The organism is Tunturibacter psychrotolerans, from assembly GCF_040359615.1.
Taxonomy (GTDB): Bacteria; Acidobacteriota; Terriglobia; order Terriglobales; family Acidobacteriaceae; genus Edaphobacter; species Edaphobacter psychrotolerans.
Genome location: NZ_CP132942.1, coordinates 1 through 21,981 on the forward strand (window position 1 = coordinate 1; position 21,981 = coordinate 21,981).

Annotated in this window: 19 protein-coding genes and 1 other RNA gene; 7 read left to right on the forward strand and 13 right to left on the reverse strand. The window is 57.5% G+C overall.

Annotated features, from left to right (window positions below):
• The coding region (locus tag RBB77_RS00005; RefSeq protein ID WP_353064137.1) for a hypothetical protein at positions 1–282 on the reverse strand (282 nt) is incomplete at its 3' end.
• Between the two features lie 305 nt (positions 283–587).
• Between RBB77_RS00005 and RBB77_RS00010 the strand changes: the two genes are divergently transcribed.
• The 3 genes from RBB77_RS00010 (at position 588) to RBB77_RS00020 (ending at position 2,712) form a co-directional block, all read left to right on the forward strand.
• Positions 588–1,370, forward strand: coding sequence for an ATP-binding cassette domain-containing protein (locus tag RBB77_RS00010; protein WP_353064138.1), 783 nt, complete (start codon positions 588–590; stop codon positions 1,368–1,370).
• Positions 1,371–1,433: 63 nt separating this feature from the next.
• Positions 1,434–2,213: a sulfite exporter TauE/SafE family protein gene (locus tag RBB77_RS00015; protein WP_353064139.1), complete on the forward strand. Its 780-nt coding sequence runs from the start codon at positions 1,434–1,436 to the stop codon at positions 2,211–2,213.
• 43 nt (positions 2,214–2,256) lie between these two features.
• Positions 2,257–2,712, forward strand: coding sequence for a DUF971 domain-containing protein (locus RBB77_RS00020; protein ID WP_434557090.1), 456 nt, complete (start codon positions 2,257–2,259; stop codon positions 2,710–2,712).
• Between the two features lie 121 nt (positions 2,713–2,833).
• Here RBB77_RS00020 and RBB77_RS00025 read toward each other — a convergent pair whose 3' ends face one another.
• Both RBB77_RS00025 and RBB77_RS00030 read right to left on the reverse strand, forming a co-directional pair.
• Positions 2,834–3,409 carry a TIGR00730 family Rossman fold protein gene (locus RBB77_RS00025; RefSeq protein ID WP_353064140.1) on the reverse strand — a complete coding sequence of 192 codons (576 nt, stop codon included), beginning with the start codon at positions 3,407–3,409 and terminating at the stop codon, positions 2,834–2,836.
• Positions 3,410–3,518: 109 nt separating this feature from the next.
• Positions 3,519–3,863: a hypothetical protein gene (locus RBB77_RS00030; protein ID WP_353064141.1), complete on the reverse strand. Its 345-nt coding sequence runs from the start codon at positions 3,861–3,863 to the stop codon at positions 3,519–3,521.
• Positions 3,864–4,162: 299 nt separating this feature from the next.
• Between RBB77_RS00030 and RBB77_RS00035 the strand changes: the two genes are divergently transcribed.
• The 4 genes from RBB77_RS00035 to add all read left to right on the forward strand — a co-directional run bounded on the left by RBB77_RS00035 (position 4,163) and on the right by add (position 9,924).
• Positions 4,163–6,958 carry an ATP-dependent helicase gene (locus RBB77_RS00035; RefSeq protein ID WP_353067700.1) on the forward strand — a complete coding sequence of 932 codons (2,796 nt, stop codon included), beginning with the start codon at positions 4,163–4,165 and terminating at the stop codon, positions 6,956–6,958.
• Positions 6,959–6,998: 40 nt separating this feature from the next.
• A complete protein-coding gene (locus RBB77_RS00040) occupies positions 6,999–7,154 on the forward strand; it encodes a hypothetical protein (RefSeq protein WP_179636514.1) in 156 nt (51 codons plus the stop codon).
• A 203-nt stretch (positions 7,155–7,357) separates the two neighbouring features.
• Positions 7,358–8,839 (forward strand): amino acid permease, encoded by a 1,482-nt coding sequence (locus RBB77_RS00045; protein ID WP_353064142.1) that lies wholly within the window; start codon positions 7,358–7,360, stop codon positions 8,837–8,839.
• A gap of 44 nt (positions 8,840–8,883) precedes the next feature.
• Positions 8,884–9,924, forward strand: a complete 1,041-nt coding sequence (gene add, locus RBB77_RS00050; protein ID WP_353064143.1) for an adenosine deaminase — start codon at positions 8,884–8,886, stop codon at positions 9,922–9,924.
• A 349-nt stretch (positions 9,925–10,273) separates the two neighbouring features.
• Here the strand turns inward: add and RBB77_RS00055 are convergent, their stop codons facing one another.
• The 10 genes from RBB77_RS00055 to RBB77_RS00095 all read right to left on the reverse strand — a co-directional run bounded on the left by RBB77_RS00055 (position 10,274) and on the right by RBB77_RS00095 (position 21,770).
• Positions 10,274–11,317, reverse strand: a complete 1,044-nt coding sequence (locus RBB77_RS00055; protein WP_353064144.1) for a hypothetical protein — start codon at positions 11,315–11,317, stop codon at positions 10,274–10,276.
• A 167-nt stretch (positions 11,318–11,484) separates the two neighbouring features.
• Positions 11,485–13,224, reverse strand: coding sequence for a PAS domain S-box protein (locus RBB77_RS00060; RefSeq protein WP_353064145.1), 1,740 nt, complete (start codon positions 13,222–13,224; stop codon positions 11,485–11,487).
• Positions 13,225–13,753: 529 nt separating this feature from the next.
• Positions 13,754–16,450: an AMP-binding protein gene (locus tag RBB77_RS00065; protein ID WP_353064146.1), complete on the reverse strand. Its 2,697-nt coding sequence runs from the start codon at positions 16,448–16,450 to the stop codon at positions 13,754–13,756.
• A 203-nt stretch (positions 16,451–16,653) separates the two neighbouring features.
• Entirely contained in the window at positions 16,654–17,244 is a 591-nt protein-coding gene (locus RBB77_RS00070) for a hypothetical protein (RefSeq protein WP_353064147.1), read from the reverse strand.
• Between the two features lie 187 nt (positions 17,245–17,431).
• Positions 17,432–18,661, reverse strand: coding sequence for a VWA domain-containing protein (locus RBB77_RS00075; RefSeq protein WP_353064148.1), 1,230 nt, complete (start codon positions 18,659–18,661; stop codon positions 17,432–17,434).
• A gap of 10 nt (positions 18,662–18,671) precedes the next feature.
• Positions 18,672–19,787 (reverse strand): RluA family pseudouridine synthase, encoded by a 1,116-nt coding sequence (locus RBB77_RS00080; protein WP_353064149.1) that lies wholly within the window; start codon positions 19,785–19,787, stop codon positions 18,672–18,674.
• A complete protein-coding gene (locus tag RBB77_RS00085; RefSeq protein WP_353064150.1) occupies positions 19,777–20,526 on the reverse strand; it encodes a prolipoprotein diacylglyceryl transferase family protein in 750 nt (249 codons plus the stop codon). Before RBB77_RS00085 ends, RBB77_RS00080 begins: the two co-directional genes overlap by 11 nt.
• Before the next feature lie 132 nt (positions 20,527–20,658).
• A non-coding RNA gene (gene ssrS / locus RBB77_RS23690) (6S RNA) lies at positions 20,659–20,844 on the reverse strand.
• Positions 20,845–21,096: 252 nt separating this feature from the next.
• On the reverse strand, positions 21,097–21,480 hold the full coding sequence (locus RBB77_RS00090; protein ID WP_353064151.1) for a cell division protein ZapA: 384 nt from the start codon (positions 21,478–21,480) through the stop codon (positions 21,097–21,099).
• Between the two features lie 20 nt (positions 21,481–21,500).
• Entirely contained in the window at positions 21,501–21,770 is a 270-nt protein-coding gene (locus tag RBB77_RS00095; protein WP_353064152.1) for a hypothetical protein, read from the reverse strand.
• Positions 21,771–21,981: the final 211 nt, after the last annotated feature.

The window sequence follows — 21,981 nt, forward strand, 5'->3', positions numbered from 1 at the left end:
GGCATAAGCAATCGTTGGTGCCGGGATGTGCGCGCCCACAGGACCGTCCGCCATTTGGAAGTAAGGTATGTCTAACCGCGGCACAGCATGAGTCCGAAAGGGTGTATCGCCGCCGATCAGATCGATCTTTTCATCGAGCGTCATCTTCGCAAGAAGATCGTTCACGCGTTTGTCCACAGCCTGGGGGTTGTTACCAACGAACTGTGCGAAGCTATGGAGACTCGTCAGAAATAGGGCACCGACCACGATAGCGCGGTATGTAAGAGCAGGACGTTTGCGCATGAACATTTAGAAGAACTCCGGTCTGAGTGATAGTTCCCCGCAGAATCTCAAAAATCCCTACAGGAAGGGAAACATCTGATATTTCCTCCGGAGAAGTATATCGCTAGGTGTTTCGGTAAAAATCTACTGAGCACTGCGCATAGAAACGAATTTACGTTCAGCTTTGCCGTATTGATCTTCGCGTGCCCTTGAAGTCGCCGAAGAACTGAGGTTCTCTCCAGGACGCTTTAGAAGCGCGAACTCCATACCTGCGAGATGCGGCGTACCACATACGCATTCTGAACCGTCGATGCTACCATCCGGCTATGTCCACGAATGAGGCAGCAACGTTGGTAGAGGCTCGAGGCTTGGTCAAGGAGTATCGGAGGGGATACCGAGTAGTGGACGACGTTTCGTTTGTGATTAGGCAGGGAGAAACGTTGGGATTGGTTGGTGAATCCGGTTCAGGAAAGAGCACTGTCGCACGCCTTTTGTTGCGGCTGGGAGAACCTACTGCTGGTGAGGTGCTCTACAGAGAGCAGAATTTACTGTCCGCGACTTCACGCGAGACGCGAGGAATGCGGCGGCGCATGCAGATTGTATTTCAGGATCCCTACGCGGCGTTGAATCCACGGATGCGGGTGAAGCAGATTCTCACCGAGCCGTTTGAGATTCATGGGGAGAGACCATTTAAGGGCCTGGCTTCGCGCTTGAAAGAGATGTTGCGGACAGTAGGTTTGGACGAGTCGGCGCTTGAACGGTTTCCCCATGAATTCAGCGGAGGGCAACGACAAAGAATTAATATTGCGCGTGCGTTGGCGCTCAGACCCGAGTTTGTGGTGTTGGATGAGCCTGTGAGTGCGCTGGATGTAAGCGTGGGCGCTCAAGTTGTGAATTTGCTACGGGACTTACAAAGAGAATATGGACTGACCTATTTATTCATCTCGCATTCCATGCCCCTCGTGCGATATTTGTGCGACAGGGTGGCGGTAATGCAGCGCGGGCGCCTGGTGGAGTTGGGGGAGTGCGAACAGGTTTGCGATACGCCGCGACACGAATATACGCGTCGGCTGATTGCGGCGACTCCGGAAATGCCAACAGCAGTGTGAAACCTAAGAGATGTGAGAGTACAAGTCAGACGGTCGACCTGGACTCGATACAATTGAAGATGGATGATCTCGAGTCTTGGTTCACATTGGCATTACGTTTGGCTCGTCACGGCGTCTTTTATCGCTGGTGTGATGAACGCGATGGCGGGAGGCGGATCCTTTGTGTCCTTTCCGGCGATGCTGTCAATCGGAGTGGCCCCTATTCAGGCAAATGCGACAAATACCGTCGCGCTATGGCCCGGACAACTAACGTCGGTCGCTGCATTACGCGAAGATCTAAGGCGGGATCTTTTGCCGGTTGTATGTGCGGCTTCGGTTCTCGGCGGGGTAAGCGGCGCTGTCGTACTGCTCCATACTAGGCAAATAACGTTTCTGCATATGGTGCCTTGGCTTCTGCTGGTCGCTTCCCTGTTGTTTGGAATCAGCGGTCCGGTGTCGCAATGGCTACGGAAACGATCAAGTGAGCCTCATATCAAGAGAGTCCCTGCTCTGGCCCCGTTGTTTTTTGTTCTACTGCCAGTGTGCTTTTATATCGGCTACTTTGGTGCTGGAGCTGGATTTTTGATTATGAGCGCGCTGGCTTTATTTGGAGTAGAGGAGATGAACGCACTGAACTCGCTCAAAGTGCTCGCCGCCTGTTTGTCTAACTTCTGCGCCGTAGTCACGTTTTTATTCAGCGGCGCAGTAATCTGGCATTACTGCCTAATCTCAATGATATTCGCCGGCGTTGGCGGATATGTTGGAGCACAATATGCCCGGCGGATGAATTCAAACGTGCTACGCACCATCGTTGTGATTACCGGATGCGTGATGGCTGCTTATTTCTTCTGGAGAAATGGCTGATGAACGTTATAAGGGTGAAGGTGTCTGGAGATGTAGTGACGATATGGGAACCGCAGAGGGAGAACGCGCTATGAGTCATGAGGGAATTCGTATTGTCACCGCGGAGCAGGCGCGCCGCGAAGACGCGGAGCACGAAGAGATGCCGACAAGCTCTGTAACTCCGAAGAAGGTACGGGTAAAGAAGACCGAGGGAACTGGCGTCGAGATCGAGTGGCATGACGGGCACAAAAGCGTGTGGAACTTCGTGTGGTTGCGAAATGCGTGTCCTTGCGCTACATGCCACGAGGATCGAGAGAAAGCGGGCAGGCTACCGGGAGAAGCGAGGGCACAAGACCAGACTTTGCTGAAGATGTATCAGGCCCCAGTGAAACCGTTGGAGGTGACGCCGGTAGGCAAGTACGCGCTACGGTTCAAGTGGAACGATGGACACGAAAGTGGAATCTACTCCTGGGAGTATCTCCGGCGGGTGTGTCGTTGCGACATCTGCGTGACGAAGTAAGAATTGGCAGACGGTGCATGAGATGTCCAACGCAGATAGAGCAGTTGCAGACCTAAGTAACAGTGCGCCCCATACAACCAAATCGGATTGCATTACGAGGTTTGGCTGGCGTCATACTCTATCAATTGTGCGATCCTGCCGCAGAAGCTCGTCGGTCGTCCAAGTTCAACATTGCAAGCGCCTCATCAACTGTATCTGCGACGAGAAGGAGCTCGCGGTTCTTCGGCTTGAGCATTCCTTCTTCTACGCAGTGGTCAAGGAAAGCGAGAAGCTTGTCGTAGAAACCATGCGTATTCAGCAAGAGAATGGGCTTCGCGTGTAGCTTGAGGGTGTGCCAAGCGAGGACTTCGAAGAGTTCCTCGAATGTGCCGAAGCCTCCCGGCAATGCGATGAACGCGTCGGCTTTTTCTCCGATAAGTGCCTTGCGCGTGTGCATGGTGCTCGTGACGTGAAGTTCGGTGATGCCGTGATGTGCCACTTCGAGATCTACCAGAACCTCAGGAATGACGCCTATCACTCTGCCGTCAGCTATTAAGGCCGCCTGGGCGACGGCCTGCATTAGACCAACATTGGCGCCTCCATAAATCACGCCGATATTGCGGATGGCGAGAGCGTGACCCAGATTCTCGGCGGCGGTTCGATAGTCAGAATGAAGCCCATTGGAGGACGCACAGAAGACTGCGACGTTGCGAATCATACAATGAGGATATCAAGCGTGTGGCAATCTGAATCCCCATTGGAGCCGTTGGCCGACCGGAGCTTGATGTGAGCGCGGCCGGCCCTCGGGGTCAATATCGTAGGCCATCTTAGCGGATTGCGATCGTGGCGCCGCTGTGATCCTTAATCACTTCTTCAATGAGGGATCCTACCGCGTGGTTTGGCGTTGCACTATTGGCGACAATGCGTGTTCCAACTGGGACCTCGAGGTTTACCAGTTTGCCGGGCTCCAGCGTCATAGGCTTATCACCGACTAGGATCTGCAAAGAAGTAGCGGTGTCATTGCGAAGGTTAAGTTTAACAGTACTGGTCTTCGTCTTCCCAAACATCGCATGAACAGGAGATGAGATGCTTGCAGGAGCAGCGTATATAGCCGGTACTGCGAGGAGAGAGGTAGCGACGACTGCGACGGTCAAAAGGTTGTGACGTTTCATACTACGCTCCGTTACTTCAAGGATTCGACTGAAGTTCTCTGCCATGGATCAGGGAGCCCGTCGTGAATTGAGTTACGCAAGCTGGACGAATCTAGTTCCCCAAAAAATCGATTTGACCTTCGAATTAACGTTTCAGTCTTATATCAGTTCGCTTCCTGTCCATGATTGGACATGCTGTTCGTAAGTGAACAATAAAAGCGCGGGGGTTGGATCGCTTTCTTGCGCGCACAGAGAGACTGATCCGGAAGAGCTTAAAATAGATATTGGAGTGTGTGCAGTTGAGTCGACTTTTAGAAAATATGAATCCTCAGCAGCAAGAGGGAATCCGGTCAGTGGATGGACCTGTGCTTTTGCTGGCAGGAGCGGGATCTGGTAAGACGCGTGTTATTACGCATCGCATCGCTTACCTCATTCAGGAACGTGGCGTGCCGGCTGATGCGATTCTGGCTGTGACCTTCACGAATAAGGCTGCCAAAGAGATGGCAGAACGGGTGGATAAGATTCTGGGCCACAGTAGTCTTACGAAACCGGTGCTAGCCACGTTTCACAGCTTCTGTGTTCGAGTGTTGCGACGAGACATAGAAGCGCTCCGTACGGGAGGCGTTGGTCTGACCAAAACCTTCGCGATCTACGATGAGACGGATCAGCAGGCCGTGGTGAAACAGGCGCTAAAGCGTCTCGCAATTGATGACAAATCTCTGAAGCCGAGAGTGGCGCTTGGACGAATCTCTTGGGCGAAGAACCACATGATTGACCCGCAAGAGTATTTTCTTGCGAGCACCAACCCTATGGAAGAGAAGATCGCCCATATCTTCGAGATCTATAGGAAGGAGCTTTTTAAAGCGAATGCCTTGGACTTCGACGATCTACTTCTGGAGACTGTTCGCCTGCTGAAGTCATCCGGAGAGACCAGAGAAAGATACAACCGACGCTACAAATATCTTTTGATCGACGAGTATCAAGATACGAACCGGCCTCAATATGAGCTGATGAAGCTGTTGGCCGGTCCTGACGCAAACGTCTGCGTTGTAGGCGACGAGGATCAGTCGATCTACAGCTGGCGCGGCGCAGACATCAAAAACATACTGGAGTTTGAGAAGGACTTTCCCGACACAAAGACAATCCGGCTCGAGCAGAACTATCGTTCAACACAGATCATCCTGGAAGGCGCGGGCGCAGTCGTAGCGCAGAATACGCAGCGCAAAGGTAAAAATCTGTTCACCACCCGAGAGGGAGGCAGCCTGATCGGCTACTACGAAGCTCCTGATGGCGAAAATGAAGCGCTGTTTATTGCTGATCGAATCCAGCGCTATCTAAGGGAAGCTGGTGGACAGGCGGATCTGCCGAGATGTGCAGTGCTGTACCGAACGAACTCTCAGTCGCGCCTCGTTGAAGAGGCGTTGCGTCGCTATCAAATTCAGTACCACATGGTGGGCGGATTCAGTTTTTATGATCGCGCTGAGGTGAAAGACATTCTGAGCTACCTGAAACTGGTGCAGAATGTGCACGACTCAGTGGCACTGGGAAGAGTGGTGAACTCTCCGCCGCGCGGAATCGGCAAAACGACGATGGAGACGTTGGAGCGAATGGCCCTGTCGAGCAGTATGAGCACTTGGAATGCGATGGGGCGCGCCTTGGAAGACAAGCTATTACCTCCGCGAGCATTGCAGGCGTTGGGTAGTTTCAGACGGCTGATTGAGGATGCAAGGGCAATGTTGGGAACCGGGTTTGCAGAGAAGCTTGCTGGCGATCTCGCTCCGTACGACAGCACCTCCCTGCTCTCCGAAACAGAGGGAGATGCCGAAGCAGATGTTTCTTTTGGTTTTGGGGAGGCTAACTCAGAACCAGAACCCGAGGACGCGACTTCAAATGCTTCTTTCGATACAAGCTTCAACTTTGGGTTCGACTTTGGCCCGAGCGAAGAGATCTCGACGATCGCAGCGGAAAACTCTTCCGACTCGGATGCTGCCCATGGAATCGATTCAGCTAATTTCAATCCGTTTGCTCCAGTGGTCCTCAAAAGATCCGCAGATATAACGAATGAGAGGGCTGCGGAGATCAAAATGGAAGACGAGAAGCCAGCGTTTCGCAGACCGGGGGATGCAGCCACGCTGCCGGAACTCATCAAATTCCTGAACGATCGAAGTGGATACATTCGAGCGCTCGAAGAAGAGGCTACCCCCGAGTCCTTCTCGCGAATCGAGAACTTGAAGGAACTTGCAAACGCGGCGCAGGATGCACAGGAGCGCGGCGAAACACTGCATGAGTTTTTGGACCACGCAGCGCTGGTCAGCGATGCAGACAGTTACAGCGAAGAGGCCAAGGTAACGCTCATGACTTTACACGCAGCTAAGGGTCTAGAGTTTCCACTCGTTTTTTTATCTGGTATGGAAGAGGGGCTATTTCCACACTCTCGAACGCTGAGTGATCCTACTGGACTCGAAGAAGAACGCCGCCTCTGCTATGTCGGAATGACAAGGGCGATGGATACGCTGATCATGACACGCGCAAGATATCGACGACGATACGGAAGCGATATGCCGGAATCGAGCATTGCTTCGCGGTTTTTGGAAGAGGTCCCAAGCCGACTTGTGGAGGATTTAGGAAGTCCACCTGCACGGCCACAGTTTTCGGGATCCGATTATGGTTCAGCTTACGGCGGGGCATACGCGACTCCCTATCCCAAGGCGAACAGGTTCGGCCGTCCTAGCGGCGAAGAGAACGCGCGGCATTACAGTTATGAAGATGAGGACCAAAGCGGTGACCGAGTCCAGACGCGGCCGTCTGGGCTTCCTGGAGTGAACAATCGCGCTGGATATGGTTCCAAGACCGCGGCACCAGGACAGTCGATGGACAACATTGCCAGCTTCTTCGCTGCACGGGGACAGAAGGTCTCGCGTCCGAAGTTGGAGGTCCAAGAGCAGACCGGGAAGACTGGATTGAGGCAGGGTTCGCGAGTCAGGCATCCCAAATATGGTGAAGGAACTGTGTTTCGTCGCGAAGGCGATGGGGATGACGCGAAGATTACAGTACAATTTCAACAGCACGGCGTAAAGAAGCTTGTGGAGAAGTTTGCCCAGCTGGAGCGCCTCTAGAGTTTGAAAATCGCATTTTAAGAAAGATTGGCGAAGATACATGGCAAATACGAAGAGCATCACCGACACACAGGAGCGCAAGAAGGTAAAGCGCGCAGCACGCAAAGCCGCACCGGCGAAAGGTCCGCGCACCGGCGCCCGGGGCGAGAACAAGCAGAAGGTCAAGAAGGCAGCTCGTGGTCAGAGCAAGCGGTAGCTGATTTCTTGTCGGAGTCGCTGGGCTGCTGTTCCCGCGTCGGCTCCGCCCGGAAGATCAATACTTCTGAAATCGCATTGTGTAGTCGGAAACGCCCCGCACCAACTCATTCGTAAGCAGGAGCGAGCGCGCTGGCCAGGCAAATCTTCGCAACCAAGTCGATCGACAAACTGATCTCTGAATCGGAGAGGCCGGAGCACGCGTTGAAGAAGACGCTTGGTCCGGTCTCATTAACTGCACTGGGTATCGGTGCGGTGATTGGGTCAGGCATTTTTACAGTAGTAGGGACCGCGATTGCGGGTGAGAAGTTCGACACCACGTCGATTCTACGAGCCCCGGTGTTGGACTATCTGATTCACCACTCAGCGCTGGCGGGACGCCCTGGCGCGGGACCTGCGCTCGCGATCTCGCTGGTGCTGGTTGCGATCGTCTGCGGTCTAACTGGACTCTGCTACGCGGAGTTGGCGTCGATGATCCCGATCGCGGGATCAGCTTACACGTATACCTATGCGACCTTGGGAGAGCTTGTTGCCTGGATCATCGGGTGGGATCTGATCCTGGAATATGCGGGCAGTAACATGGCGGTGTCCGTCGGATTTGCCGCGCATATGGTGGATCTGCTGGACTGGTTTGGATTCCATCCGGCGCTGCGCTGGATATCGCCTGCCTTTCTGCCAGGTGGTCTGCAGGACCTACAGGGACACGATTTGTATCCGCCTGGTTGGCACTTCGGCTTCGACTGGCCAGCGTTTCTGGTTGTCATGCTTCTTACTGTGGTATTGGTGCGCGGAATTCGCGAGTCCGCCAGGACCAATAACATCATGGTGCTGCTGAAACTCGCCGCGATTTTGCTGTTCATCTTCGCTGGCGCGCACTTCATCAAGCCGACGCTCTATCATCCTTACTCGCCGAACGGCTGGTCGGGCGTTCTGACAGGTGGTTCGATCATCTTCTTCACCTACATCGGGTTCGATTCGGTATCGACCGCGGCGGAGGAGTGCAGGTGTCCCCAGAAGGATGTCCCGATCGGGATCATCGCGACGCTGGTCATCTGCACGATCCTGTATATAGGTGTGGCGACGATTCTGACCGGGCTGGTGCCTTGGCAGAGCATGGTGGATGATGCTGCTCCGGTGGTGAATGCGCTGAAGAAGCTGTCGCTCGAGCCGGGAGGACATAGTCTGCATTGGGTGAGGCTGGCTGTGCTGCTCGGCGCGATGATGGGGATGATCTCGTCGATCCTGGTGTTTCAGCTGGGGCAGTCGAGAGTATGGTTCGCCATGTCGCGTGACCGGCTGCTGCCTGCGGTCTTCGGGAAGGTGCATTCGCGGTTCCGGACTCCAGCGGTTGCGACTTGGGTGGCTGGAATCGTGGTCGGAGTTCCTGCAGGGTTGCTCGACATCGGGACGCTGACGGATCTGTCGAACATCGGGACGTTGTTCGCGTTTGCTCTGGTCTCGATTGGGGTGATCATTCTGCGGTATCGTGAACCGGAGAGAAAACGGCGCTTTCGGGTTCCGTTTGGGCCTGTGATTCCGGTGCTTTCGGTGGCGTTCTGTGTGCTGCTGATGATGGGATTGCCGATCATCACGTGGATGCGGTTCTTCGTGTGGCTTGGAATTGGGTTGCTGATCTACTTCTTCTACAGCCGAAAGCGTAGTGAGTTTTACATACCCAAAGTTTAGGTGGGTCTGCGCAACGAGGTTTGTAACAAGTCTAGGATAGACAGATGGCGCGCAAACAGACGAAACAAGACGCTGAGATTGACGTCGTTGAGTGGCTGCGAAAGCTGCCGAAGGTCGAGCTGCATTTGCATCTCGAGGGAACCATTCAGCTGGATACTTTGCTCGAGTTGAGCAAGCGGCATGATGCGGAGCCGTTGACGGTTGAAGAAGCCAAGAAGCTCTATATTTATGAGAATTTTCTTGGTTTCATGGACTCGTTCAAGGCTGTTTCGGCTCGTTTGAAGGGGCCGGACGACTATGAGCTGATTACTTACAACATGATTCGGGATCTGGCGGCGCAGGGCGTGGTGCATGCCGAGGTGTATATCTCGTTCGGGATTATCTACTACTGGAAGAACCAGGAGGTGGAACCGTACGCTGAGGCGATGGAGCGCGGCCGGGTGCGGGGCGAGAAGGATTTTGGGACGACCGTCTACTGGCTTATCGATGCGGTGCGGCACTTCGGGGCGGAGGAAGCCGTGAAGGTGTTTCGGAAGGCCGCCGAGTTGCGGAAGCTGTATCCGAGCATTGTTGGGATCGGTATTGGTGGGGATGAGGCGCGGGGGAGTGCGGATATCTTCAAGGAGTCGTATGCGGAGGCCAAGGCGGCCGGGTTGCGGCTGACGGCTCACGCAGGCGAGACGATCGGGCCGGAGAGTATCTGGGCGGCGATCAACATCGGAGCGGAGCGGGTTGGGCATGCTCTTTCTGCTCAGCATGACGCGGAGTTGCTGGAGGTGCTGGCGGAGAGACAGATTCCGCTGGAGCTGAACGTGACCAGCAACATTCGGACTGGCTGTTGCAAGAGCTTCGACGAACATCCCGTGAAGGATTACTTCGAGTCAGGGCTGATGGTGACGATCAACTCGGACGATCCTCCGATGTTCGGGAGCAACCTGCTCGAGGAGTACGTGTTGGTGCAGAGTCGATTCGAGTTTTCACTGGAGCAGATGCGGGAGCTGGCGGCGAACGCCGTGGAGGCTAGCTTTCTGCCGCCTGAGCGCAAGCTGGATCTGTTGCGGCGTGTAGAGCAATACGGGCACTGATCCAAGGAGTACCCGCCCCCCCTATATGAATTGACTAAATTATTCATATGAAATGACTTAACTGGCACAGTGCCGTGCAAAAACGTCATTCCAAAGGGGTTACGGCCAAATTCGTCCAAGCAAAGGGGTTACGGGTCGTTGTTCCTTTCAAAGTAAAAAAACCTCGGCTTAGGCCGAGGCTCTTTGTCACTGTACTTACTATTATAGCGGTTGGAGCATAACTGATACGCCACGCGAATCTGCTGGATTGGCGCGGGTTTTGTGGACTAAGGGGCTTGACAAGATTTTTGGCCGAAGTTCAGGGACGCTTTGCGATTTGCGGCGCAAAGGATGAAGACAACTTCTGCATTTACGCTATCCAGCCGGTGATGCCGAGCGTTGGGTTCAGGGTGGGTGCGAGCGCAACCTTCGCTACCGGGTTAGGGGTCGCGATCGTCAGGGTGGAGGTCAGCTCGCCGGTCTGAAGAACGAGGAAACTCGCGGTGACAAGATAACCCTGCTCGGCGGTCACGTTGGCAACCGCCAAGAACGGTGCGACCGCCGGGTTGTTCAAAAATTTGAGCGCCACGGTCGTGTTCGAAACACCCTCCTCAGGCACGAAAAAGCTTACCGATGCCTTTGGGCCCTCGGGAAAGGCCCGGATCGTCACTGAGGACAGATCGGCAGTCGCCAAGTAGTGTCCGCCTTGAGGTATCTCCGCGACGGCAACGGAGGACAATAGGTTTCCACCCTCTTTCTGCTGCACTGGCGGGGTCGGAACTCCTTTGGCGATGCTGAATAAATAAGCATAAACAGGCTGCGTGCCGTTCCAGCCCGTTGGCGGGGCGGTGATCAGCGCATTCAGTCCGTCGAAATCCCCAACGACCTGGCCGTCGAGACCGATTGTGCTGCTTGAGCTTGGGTATCCGACACCGCTCGGGTGCGAGGCATCGGCGTAGTCCATCACGAGACAGCCGAAGGTCGCGCAGGCAAGAGCGTTGTTTCCCCGGATCACGACTCCCGAAATGCTGTCGGTGCCCGTCACGCCGGTGTGGCCGAAGACCGAAACGATTTGAGGCTGCTGTGGATTGGCGATGCTGATGAGTACGAGCTGCGCCTCGCCTCCGGTCCGGCCAGCGGCGAGCACATGCACGTCGTCAATCGAGATTGCGGTCACGCTGGCAAGGCTGGTACTAACCGATCCGCGCTTCACGGGAGTCTCCGGGTCCGAGATGTCGAACAGCGTCACTGTCCCGCTGCCCCAATCTCCAACGGCGGCCAGTTTCCCGTAACAATCCACCACATTGCCCGCTGCCGATGCGCGCACCATCGTCGTTTTAGGAGGCGATTTTTCGAAGTCGATGACAGCGAAATCCTGGCTTCTGGTGCTGGCGGCGATGACGATAAGTGGCATATTCCGTCCCTTCCAGCGATGTGATCAAGGGGCTCGTCAGGCGCGATGCCCGATTCAGATCACATGCTGCCGTTGGGCGCGTGATGGTAAAAGAAAGGGCGTTGATGCGGCCTGAATCACCCCAGTCCGGGTAGTGTACGCCTAGTTGTTGGGAAACGATTGTGAGCTCAAGGCACCGGCATCGTGAAGCAGAACGTTGTTCCGGTCCGATCGTCGCTCTGTGGCCAAAGACGACCGTTATGTAGTTCGATGATGGAACGGCAAATGGGTAGACCCAGGCCCATCCCATGTTCTTTGGTTGTATAAAACGCGTCGAAGATTTTGTCGTGATCGAAAAGGCCAACACCGTTGTCTTGCACTTCAACCCTAATTGCCCCTTCACCATGAACCCTTGTTCGCACAGCCAATACACGCGGACCATCGATCAGGGAGTCCATCGCGTCAAATCCGTTAATGCACAAATTGACCAGGACCTGCTGTATTTGTACGCGGTCGCCCCAGACCTCTGGCAGTTCGGGTGCCAGGTCGATTTCTACGCCGACGCTCCTTTTCGTTGCCTCGTTGCGAATGAGGTTTAGAACCTCCCTTGCAACTTCATTGATATCGAGCGGTACTTTTACTGGGCCCCCACCTCTGAAAAGGTTGCGCACACGTTGCACCACGTCGCTTGCGTGGTAGCCACAGTCCAAGACCTCCCGAATAAGATCGCGCGCGCTTGCGATGTCGACGCTCTCGTCTGAGAGCGCCTCGGAACACATGTGCGCATTGGCTATGATTGCGGTCAACGGCTGGTTGATCTCGTGCGCGATCGATGCGGACACTTCGCCAAGCGTAGCTATCTGTGATGCGCGGGCAAGTCTTTCTTCCAACCGTTGCACTGACTCCAGCGCGAGTTTGGTAGACGTGATATCCATCGCCGCGCCTATGTACTGAAGCTCGCCGACTTTGTCATGGACTGGTTTTCCCAGCACATGGACGAACTTGACAGACCCATCAGGCAAAACAAATCGGTGTTCGAAGTCCAAATCCGCGCCATGTTTCGACGTAGTTTCCATGATTTCCTTTACGGTGGCCCGATCTTGCGGATGAATCCTTTCATGGATGAGCTGTAGGGTCGGTTTCAAGTTCGGATCCACACCGGCGATTCGAAAGGTCTCTGCCGACCAGACGATCTCCCCGCTGAGAACGTTCCAGCCAAAACTGCCGGTATGGCTTATCCGTTGAGCTGCTGCCAGATACGACTCACTCATTCGCAGCGCGTTTTCGTTCAGTTTGCGCTGTGTGATGTCGCGAACAAAGATGACAGCGGCGCACTTGTTGCTTGTAACAACTCGACCGAAAGCAACTTCGGCAACGAATTCGGTCCCATCCTGATGAACGCCAGTCGTCTCGGTTACAGATGGCGTATCGTAGCCGCGAATCTGCGGTAGAAAACGAGCAATAGGTTGTCCGATCATGTCACTCGCCGAATAGCCGAAGATTGTTAGGGCAGACGGGTTGGCTAACAAAATCTCACCGTAGTGGCCGACGGAAAACACACCATCGATGGCTGTCTCGGAGACGACTCTATGCTGCTCTTCCACCTCGCGATGAGCTTCGTCCCCACGCTGCTTGGCTGCGATGACCAGATTGATCGACACAGCAGTCGCGATAAAAGCCCCGAGCCGCGGATAGGTCGAATGATCGGGGACGAATTGGAAGTGAGGCGAAAGGAAGAAATAATCGAAGATCAGAACAGAAAGACCGACCGAAAAGATGCCAACTCTTTTTCTTCCATAGAGGCTGCAAATCACGACAGCAAGGTGAAAACAGGAGGACGGAGCGCCTGCAATCCACGACAAGATCGCCGCTCCGGTGCACACAGCTATTGCAAATAAATAACCTTGGAATTTAGGGACCTGATTCATTTGTCTGTAATTCCATCTCGCCTATTACCTTTGTAGGCATTTCGAAAACTTTTCACTTGTAACTTTGACTCCTGCGGGACGGTATTTATCCGGAATTGTTTGGGGAGAGGTGGGTGACTACGATTGCAGAATCTAATATATGAATAAGTTGAGGACAAAGCTCCAACGGGTAAGAGCATGGCGATTTCCAATAACTCTCTATTTTTCTTGAAGTTGCCATCGGAGCGGCGACCGTTTTGGGGTATGTATCATACCGCCAAATAACTGGAATCCGGCCCAAGGGCTCGCCCGCAGCCAACCTTCTAGATGAACAGGCTAGGAGACCTGCCGCCAGGCGTCGCCAGCAAGAGCGGTGGGAGGGCCAGCGCTGATTCTCAATGAAGACGGAAGTGAGCGATTGTAAGCAGCTCTATCTTCTCTTCCCAATAAAACTGGAGTTCGAAGGTGATCTCTCAGCTAGTCGACGACATGCTGAGTGAGTCGGGTAGCTGCTTCTCTCTGCGATTTTTTCTCATCACGATAAGAGCTCTTATCGATGGTATTCCGGTAATTCGCTTTTTGATTGATCTGTTGCGAGTAGATCTCCCACTTCGGCGTGGAGGCGGGCGGTGATGGCGGCTTCGGTTGCGTCGGGTGGGAAGTGGATGGGTTGGCCTACGCGAACCTGAAGGGTTCCTGAGCGAAACCAGCGGCGTTTGCGGGTTTTGAGTTCGCCGAGGCCGCGGAGCGCCATGGGGAGGACCGGTACAGAGGATTGCTTGACGAGCAGGCCGATGCCGGGACGGAAGGGGGCGAGAGTGCCGTCGGGTGAGCGGGTACCTTCGGGGAAGATGAAGACGTTGAGGCCTCGGTCGAGTGCTTCGCCTGCGTGGGCGAAGCTGCGTTGGAAGTCTCGACGGCGTGGGAGGGGGAAGACGTTGAAGAGCGCTGTGATGAGGAACCACGCGGGGGGGCCAAGTGGATTGAGCCAGCGTGGTTGCCGGTTTTGGCCACGGCGCAGGTCTTCGAGGATCTCGCCAGACATGGCGGCTGCGGTGTGGAGGCGGATGGCGCGAGGGAGTGCGTAGAGGAGCAACGGCAAGTCGTAGGTGGTGACGTGGTTCGCGATGATTAACATTGGGCCGGGTGCGGCTGGCTGCTTCGCGATTGGGTCGGGTTGGAGTGGGTCGACCTGGGGTGCGGCGAGGAACCAGACCAGTGGGAGGGTGACGCACTCGACGAAGGCGGCGCGGAGAAGGCTGATTGGTCGCGACCAGGGCCAGTGGGGATAGATGTGTGTCGAAGGCGGAGGGAGATCTGCCTTGGGGTGGTGTTGAGGTTCGGAGTTCAGGGCTACGGAGGTGCTGGGATGAGAGTGGTTCGGGTTGGGCTTGGTTGCTGATTGAAGGGTGCTGTCGGGTTCTGAATGATCGGGGTGAGTAATCAGGTTTCGAAGTTGGTTGAGGGTTTCGACGTTGTCAAAGTCGTTCGGGTTGAGGGCTGTGCCTAGGCGCTCTTCGAGCGCGGCCATGAGTTGGACCCGGCCGAGGCTGTCGAGGCGCAGGTCTTCTGCTAAGCGGAGGTCTTGATTTTGGGATTCGCTTTCGGCGGGGAGGCCTTCGCCGGTGATGCGGGCGATGAGGGTGAGGAGCCAGTCGGTGCCTGTGGTGGCGGAGGATCTTCCGTCGTTCGCTTCCCTGCTGGCGAGCCATGTTGCGACGGCGGCGCGTTTGATTTTTCCCGTGGAGGTGCGGGGGAGATCGGGTTCGGGCCAGACGGCCAAGCGGCGGATGCGTTGGAACTCGGCTAACCGGGTGTTGGCGCTTTGCAGGATGGCGGGAGCGCGGTCGGGTGTGGTGCGAAGGGCGAGGACGGCGCAGGGTTCTGGGCCTGAGGGGGTTTCGATTGGGACGACGGCGCAGGCGGCGACTTCGGGTTCGGGCTCGAAGGCGGCTTCGAGGTCTTCGGGATGGAGGTTGACGCCGGTGGCGGTGACGATGGTCTCGCTTTTGCGGCCGAGGAAGCGGAGCTCTCCGGTGGGCTGGGCTTCGGCGAGGTCGCCGGTGGCGAGCCACTCGTCGGTGCGTTGTCGGAGGGCGCCTCCGGACCAGGTTGCGGGGGAGATCATGGGGCCGCGGACGAGGACTTCGCCGTCGGGCTGGAGCTTGACCTCGCGGCCGGGGAGGGGCTTGCCCATCGTGCCGCGGGCTACTTTGAAGGGGTGGTTGAGGGTGATGAGGGCGGAGGTTTCGGTCATGCCGTAGCCCTGCACGAGGACGAAGCCCAGGGCGTTCCAGAACTGCTCGATTGGACCGGGGAGCGCGCCACCGCCAGTGACGAAGGCCCAGAACTTGAAGCCGAAGGCGGAGTGGATGTCGCGGAAGCGCCACCAGCGTTTTTGTGCGGAGATGCCTTTCGCGGCCTCGATGCGTGCGGGGAGATTTGGGTGTTCGGCTTCGAGGTGGGTCTTGAGGAGGGCCAGGACACGGGGTACCCCGGCCAGGACGGAGATGCGTTCGCGGCGGATGGTTTCGATGAGGCGTGGAGCGTTGAGGCGGGTTTCGAAGTGGACCTCGGCGGCGAAGATGGAGGGGACCCAAAGGCCCATCATCTGGCCAAAGACGTGGCTGAGGGGGAGGGTGTGGAGGAAGCGCAGGGGATGAACGATGCGCTCGTAACGCATGTAGGGCTGGGCAGCCAGGCGGATGGGATCGAAGCTGGAGAGGATGTTGCCGTGGGTGTGGACGATGCCTTTGGGGTCGCCGGTGGTGCCGGAGGTGAAGAGGATCTGGAGGGGCGTGTCGTGGGAGAGGGTGGGGATGGGGCCGGCTTGCTGGGTGGGGAGGGTGGTGGGCCAGTCTTCGAACGCGAGCTTTGGCCAGTCGGCTGGGATGGATTGGAGGAGGGTGGCGTCGCCGACTATTAGTGAGGGGCGTACGTCGGATGCGATTCGGGTGGCGAACTCGGGTGTGCCGTAGGCGTCGAGCGGGACGGCGGCGACTCCGCGGAGGAGGCAGCCGTAGAAGGCGGCGACCCACTCGGCGCTGTTTTGCGCCCAGAGAATAACGCGGTCACCGGGCTGGAGGTTGCGGGCGGCGAGGAGTGCGGCGAAGCGTCCGGCTTGGGTTGCCAACTCGTTGTAGGTGGTGACCCTGCGGCGGTTGCCGGTGTGCTGGACGATTGCTTTCTGGTTGCCGAAGCTGCGGAAGTCGTCGAGCAGGGTGGCCAGATGGGGGCGGATGGGCATAGCAGTCGGCTAGTTCAAGATAACCTACTGCGGATAGGTGCGCCCTGCGCGGGCGGCGGTCACTTCGTGACTTGTATACCCCTTCGGTTGGCGCTCCCGTTGGTCGCGAGCAAATATCTTGGCGACCATCGGGAGCGTAGGGCGAAGCTGGTATACACGTCACGAAGTGACCGCGCCACGCGTAGTGGGCCCGTCCGGCAGGACTAGCGGCCTGGAGGCGCTGCAACCATGACGGCGTTGGGATCGACCTTGGGGATGCCGAAGTGGCCGCTGAGATGGACCAAGTCGAGGGGACGAAGCTCGCAGGCGATCTGGATGACGCTCATATCGCGTGGGGAACGGGTAAGGACGGTGACTCCGGTGATGTCGGCGCCGGCGAAGTGCAGCCAGAGATCGGTGACGGTGTTGCGGGGCTGAGCGGTGTTCGCGGAGTTCTGATTGGCGTTGACGAGATGCTTCCAGCCGGCGGCGTTGTAGGAAGCGATGATCGTGTCCATCGTCTCAGGGGTGTAGAAGGCGGGGCGGGGATAGCGGTAGTTGTCGACGGAGATGCCGGTTAGGGCAGCAGCGGCGTGGTTAGCGTCGAGGCCACCGGAAGCGAGGAGGTTCTGCGCGATCTGGAGCTCGGAGCGGTCGAAGCTGAAGGAAGTGTGCGTGGCGGGCTGGTCGGCCAGGTTCATGAGCGCGCCCTGGATGTCGAGAGGCGGGGGTGGTGGCGGAGGACCGGCGGGTGGCTGCGCGATGGCGACAGCGGCGGAAAGGGCTAAGGCGAAGAGGACGGGACGCAGTTTCATGGATGTCTCCCTGAGTAATTGGACCCGGATTTCTGCGGGGAGTTCTCCCCTTGGCTGCATTATTTGCCTTTGACGCGAGGGTGGCAAGTTCGGCTTTGCGCTGGAAACGTCCCTGCCGGACGGGCCCACTACGCGTGGGGCGGTCACTTCGTGACTTGTGTACCCTGTCTCCCGTTGGTCGACTGCTTTATTGGGGTGGGCGGGGGGAGAAGTAGCCTTTTTGGGCTCGGACTTTGTAGCGGGGGTCGTTGGCCTGGAGGTAGATGGTACGGAAGGAGCCGTCCATCTTGAGATCTGTGGGGCGGTAGACGAGGTGGTACTGGCTGCGAAGCTCCTCTTCGATGTTGCGGAAACCAACGGCTACGTCTTCGAGCTTGACGGGGTAGAAGGCCTGGCCGCCGGTAGCATCGGAGATGGCTTTGAGGACGTCGTCGCCTTTGTCTTTGCTGGGGCTGATGTTGGTGCTGATGGTGTAGACAATGGTGTCGGCACGCTGACACATCTTGATGGCGTCTGACTCCTGAACGCGGGAGTAGTTGTCGTCACCGTCAGAGACGAGGATGAGGGCGCGGCGGACGGCTCCTGTCTCCTGAAGCGGAAGCATCTGGTCTTTGCAGGTCTTGTAGAGGGCGTCGAAGAGGGCGGTTCCGCCGCCGGGACGGAGCTTGCGGATGCCCTGGTTGAGGAGGTCGACATTGTTGGTGAAGCCCTGGGACACATCGGTCTCGATGTCGAAGCCTTCGACGAAGGCGCGGTCGTCGCGGTGGAGGATCTGGAGGAGGAACTCGACGGCGGAGTCCTGCTCGAACTGGAAGCGCTGGCGGATGGAGCTGGAGGTGTCGAGCATGATGCCGACACGCAGGGGGAGATTTGTTTGCTGGGTGAAGCGGAGGACCGCAAGAGGAGGACGGCCGTCGTCGAGGAGGCCGAAGTTTTCGCGCTTGAGGCCGGTGATGAACTTACCGTGCTTGTCGATGACGGTGAAGATGAGATTGACTTCGTTGACCTGGACCTGGAGGGTGGTGACGGGCTCGTCGATCTGTGGGGAGTTAGGGGCCTGTGGGGTGTTTGGGGCGGCAGTTTGGCCGGCCGGGGTGGGGGCCTGGGCGCCAGGAGCTTGCGCCGGCGTCGTGGCCGACTGCGGAGTGGCGGCGGGGGCTGGGGTGGCACTGGTTGGAGGCGCTGTGGCTGATGGTGTGGGTGCAGGGCCGGACGTGGTCTGGGCTATTTCGGCGGAGGATGACGCGCCGGAGTCGCCGGAAGAGGCGAAGAGACGATGTAACCAGTTGGGCCTTTGAGTCGGGGCGGTCTGAGCCTGAAGAGGCGTCGCGGCGAGGGGCAGGAGGAGCAGAGCGGACAGTAGGGACGCGGGGACTTTGGGTCTTGGGACTTGGTTCATTCGGTTGGGTGCGGTCACTCGGATGATTCTACTCAATTGTGGACGAATTCGTGCGAATTGCTTGCAAAAACGACTCAAGTTCGATAGGCAGGGGGGCCGCGAGATCCATAGGCTTGCTGGTTTGCGGATGGGTGAAGGAGAGATGGGCGGCGTGGAGGAAGTTTCGCTCGAGATTGAGAGCTGGATCGAGGCCGGGGATGGCGTGGGGAGCTCCGTAGAGTGTGTCGCCGACGACGGGATGGCCGAGGGATTGGGCATGGACGCGAATCTGATGGGTGCGGCCGGTTTCGATGCGGACCTCGACCATTGTGAAAGGGCCGTAGGCAGTGGTTAGACGTTCGAGGACGTGGAAGTGGGAGACGGCGGTTCGGCCATCGGCGCGGCGGGTGGTCATGCGGGTGCGGCGGATGATGTCGCGGGCGATGGGGAGGTTGACGGTGGTGTCGTCTTTTTTAACGTGGCCGTGGAGGAGGGCGAGGTAGGTCTTGGTGACCTGGCGGCGGGAGAACATGTCGCCGAGTTTGCGGTGGGTGCTGTCGTCTTTGGCGACGAGGATGAGGCCGCTGGTGAGCTTGTCGAGGCGATGGACGATGCCGGGGCGGAGATCGCCGCCTACGTCGGAGAGCTTGGCGAAGTGGAAGAGGAGTGCGTTGACGAGGGTGCCGCGGTTGCGGGCGTCGTCGGTGGTGCCGGCTCCGGCGTGGACCATCATGCCGGCGGGTTTGTTGATGACGGCGAGGTACTTGTCTTCGTGGAGGATGTCGAGTGGGATGTCCTCGGGGATGGCGTGGAGGGGTGCGGGCTGGGGGGAGCCTTCGATCTCGATGGATTCGCCACCGTGGAGTTTTTGTTTGGGCTTGGCAGGATTGCCGTCGACACGGACCTGGCCGGCTTCGATGAGGAGTTGGACGCGGGCGCGGGAGATGTCGGGCAGGGCCTGGGCGAGGTAGAGATCGAGGCGCAGGTTGGCGGCGGCGGGGTCGGCGGTGAAGGTGCGGACGGCGTCGGAGTCTTCTTCGACTTCGTCGAACTCGAGGACAGGGATTGGGGGCGGGGTGATTTCTTCTACGCCGCGAGTGGCGCGGTACTCGTGTTTTACGGTGCGGCGACGCTGGCCCTTGGGGAGCATGTTCTTAGACGGCATGGGTGACCAGCTTTCCTGGCAGCAGTACGAGGACGGCCGCTACTACGATCATACCGAGAGCGATCCACTGGACGGGGTCGAGCGCGGTGTAGAGAGTGCTGGTGGTGTAGGGGTAGGGCTGGCGGAAGAAGGTGAGAAGGAACTGAATGGTGCCTGCGGCGGCGAGGGCTGCTACGAGGGAATTGGCGGAGTGCGGGCTGCGCTTGAGTTGGTGTAAGAGCCAAAAGGTAAGAAGGAGCGCGGCGATTGCGGCGTAGAGAGCGACGGGGTGGAGGTGCGCGCGGTCGGGCGGGATGCTCATACCCCAAGGGACAGTGGTTGGGAGACCGGCGTCGCTGCCTTCGGCGAAGTGGCCGAGGGCGAGGAAGGCCCAGATGAGCGTGGCGCAAGGGCTCCACGCGTTGAGCGTGTCGAGGATGGGGAGATGGCGGATGCGCAGGTAGACGAGCGTTGCGAGGAAAGTGAGGAGGATGCCTGTGGAGGTAAGGGACGGTACGGTGAGGAGAAGGATTGGGTAGGAGAAGAAGTTGTGGAGGTTGGCGGCGATGAGCAGGAGGCGAGAGAGGGCGAAGGCGGAGAGAAGGGTGAAGAGGCCGGCGTTCCAGAGCTTGTCGGGGTTGAGGCCGACGATGGCGGCGGTGCGCAGGCTTAGGGTAAGGGCGGCCATAAGGCCAAGGGCGGCGAGTACGCCGAAGGTAGGAAGGAGGAGATGACCGGAGTGGATGAGATAGGGGTGCACGTTCGGGATTTAATACAGAGATTCTTCCCCTTCGGCTACGCTCAGGGTCAGGATGACGAACTCTAGAGTTCCATCCTGTTTCGCTTCCTCGACGTCATCGTCGTGAAGGAACTCTGCTTAGAGAAAAAAGAAGACCGACCCACTGGGCCGTACGTCGAAGCGCTGGTGAACCCGTCCTAAGACGGCGGGACCCTGCCGTGGCTCTTTAGGCTTTCCTGACTGGAGGACTGCACACCGAACCATGTCTACGAGCCAGGCCCCTGTTCAATGAATGTTGGTTCAACCAGCGTTGTTCGCGTACCTGCTTTGTAGGCCGGCATTCTTAGGTTCGATGCTAACGGGATGTGATGAGATTCGCAACTCCGGAGCCTGCGGAGGTCGGATAAGCCTAATTGCCCGAATGGCTTGTCGGTTGGGTCTGAGGAATAGTTTTGGCGCGGGCGATGAGTCTCTTGAGTTTGCCCTCGACATCTGATCCGGAGCCCAGCATCTCTGCTGGGAGAGCACCATCGGCGGAACGCGGAGAACTCAAGAAGATTTATTGCGGCGAGTACCCTGGATTGGGCTGGATCAGCCTACTTTGCGGTCTTCGAGGAGTTCGTCGAGGAGGTGGGACAGATCGCCTGCGCGAGAGCGGACGGATTGCTGCGAGTTCTGAAGGCTGCCGGCGAGGTTGTCGCTGCGGTCGCGGGCGCAGCATAGCTCGTCGGCGATATTGAGGGCGGCGAGCACGGCTACACGGAGGCTATCGACGGTGTTGCCGTGGGCTGAGACGGCGCGCATCTTGGCGTCGACGATGGAGGCGAGGCGCTCGATGTAGGCGGGATCGATGCCGCGGAGGTTATAGATCTGGTCGTAGATTTCGACGGCGATGGACTGGTTCTGCGTGGGCTCGGCGGCCGCCGGAGTGGTTGCCTGCGGGGCTTCGAGGGTCTGGTCTGCAGTCTGGGCCATCGGGTCTCCTTCGGGTGAAGTTAGAGCAGTTCGTCCATCTGCTGGAGCATCTTTTCGACGCGCTGGCGGACGGCTTCACGCTCTTTAGTGAGGGTGGTGAGTTCGGATTCGACCATGGTGGAGAGGGTTTGCTGCTCAGTGAGCTGGGCCCGGAGGTTGGCTACTTCGGCTTCTGCGGTGGCGCGGGCTTCGCGCTCGCGCTTGACGACTTCGACGGCACGGAGGACTTTTTGTTCGAGGGCCTGGAACTCGTCGGCACTGATGCTGGGGGAGATGGTGGAGGAGCTCATATTGATTTCAGTATAGACGCGGAAGACGTGGATTTTTGCTGGGGAAAAGTGGGGTGGAATCTATTTGGGTGCGTGTTTTGCGCGGATTAAATTTTGATTGTGGTGGAGTGGCTGTTATTTGAAGGGGTTTCGCGATTTTATGTGGTTTTGATGTGGTGAATTTGTGGTGTGGTTGTGGTGATTTGCGTGCTGGATGTGGTGTTTTGGCGGT

Coding starts and splice junctions, on each gene's coding strand:
- RBB77_RS00010 (WP_353064138.1), top strand. CDS start 588: ATGTCCACGAATGAGGCAGCAACGTTGGTAGAGGCTCGAGGCTTGGTC.
- RBB77_RS00015 (WP_353064139.1), top strand. CDS start 1,434: ATGATCTCGAGTCTTGGTTCACATTGGCATTACGTTTGGCTCGTCACG.
- RBB77_RS00020 (WP_434557090.1), top strand. CDS start 2,257: ATGGGAACCGCAGAGGGAGAACGCGCTATGAGTCATGAGGGAATTCGT.
- RBB77_RS00025 (WP_353064140.1), bottom strand. CDS start 3,409: ATGATTCGCAACGTCGCAGTCTTCTGTGCGTCCTCCAATGGGCTTCAT.
- RBB77_RS00030 (WP_353064141.1), bottom strand. CDS start 3,863: ATGAAACGTCACAACCTTTTGACCGTCGCAGTCGTCGCTACCTCTCTC.
- RBB77_RS00035 (WP_353067700.1), top strand. CDS start 4,163: ATGAATCCTCAGCAGCAAGAGGGAATCCGGTCAGTGGATGGACCTGTG.
- RBB77_RS00040 (WP_179636514.1), top strand. CDS start 6,999: ATGGCAAATACGAAGAGCATCACCGACACACAGGAGCGCAAGAAGGTA.
- add (WP_353064143.1), top strand. CDS start 8,884: ATGGCGCGCAAACAGACGAAACAAGACGCTGAGATTGACGTCGTTGAG.
- RBB77_RS00055 (WP_353064144.1), bottom strand. CDS start 11,317: ATGCCACTTATCGTCATCGCCGCCAGCACCAGAAGCCAGGATTTCGCT.
- RBB77_RS00060 (WP_353064145.1), bottom strand. CDS start 13,224: ATGAATCAGGTCCCTAAATTCCAAGGTTATTTATTTGCAATAGCTGTG.
- RBB77_RS00065 (WP_353064146.1), bottom strand. CDS start 16,450: ATGCCCATCCGCCCCCATCTGGCCACCCTGCTCGACGACTTCCGCAGC.
- RBB77_RS00070 (WP_353064147.1), bottom strand. CDS start 17,244: ATGAAACTGCGTCCCGTCCTCTTCGCCTTAGCCCTTTCCGCCGCTGTC.
- RBB77_RS00080 (WP_353064149.1), bottom strand. CDS start 19,787: ATGCCGTCTAAGAACATGCTCCCCAAGGGCCAGCGTCGCCGCACCGTA.
- RBB77_RS00090 (WP_353064151.1), bottom strand. CDS start 21,480: ATGGCCCAGACTGCAGACCAGACCCTCGAAGCCCCGCAGGCAACCACT.
- RBB77_RS00095 (WP_353064152.1), bottom strand. CDS start 21,770: ATGAGCTCCTCCACCATCTCCCCCAGCATCAGTGCCGACGAGTTCCAG.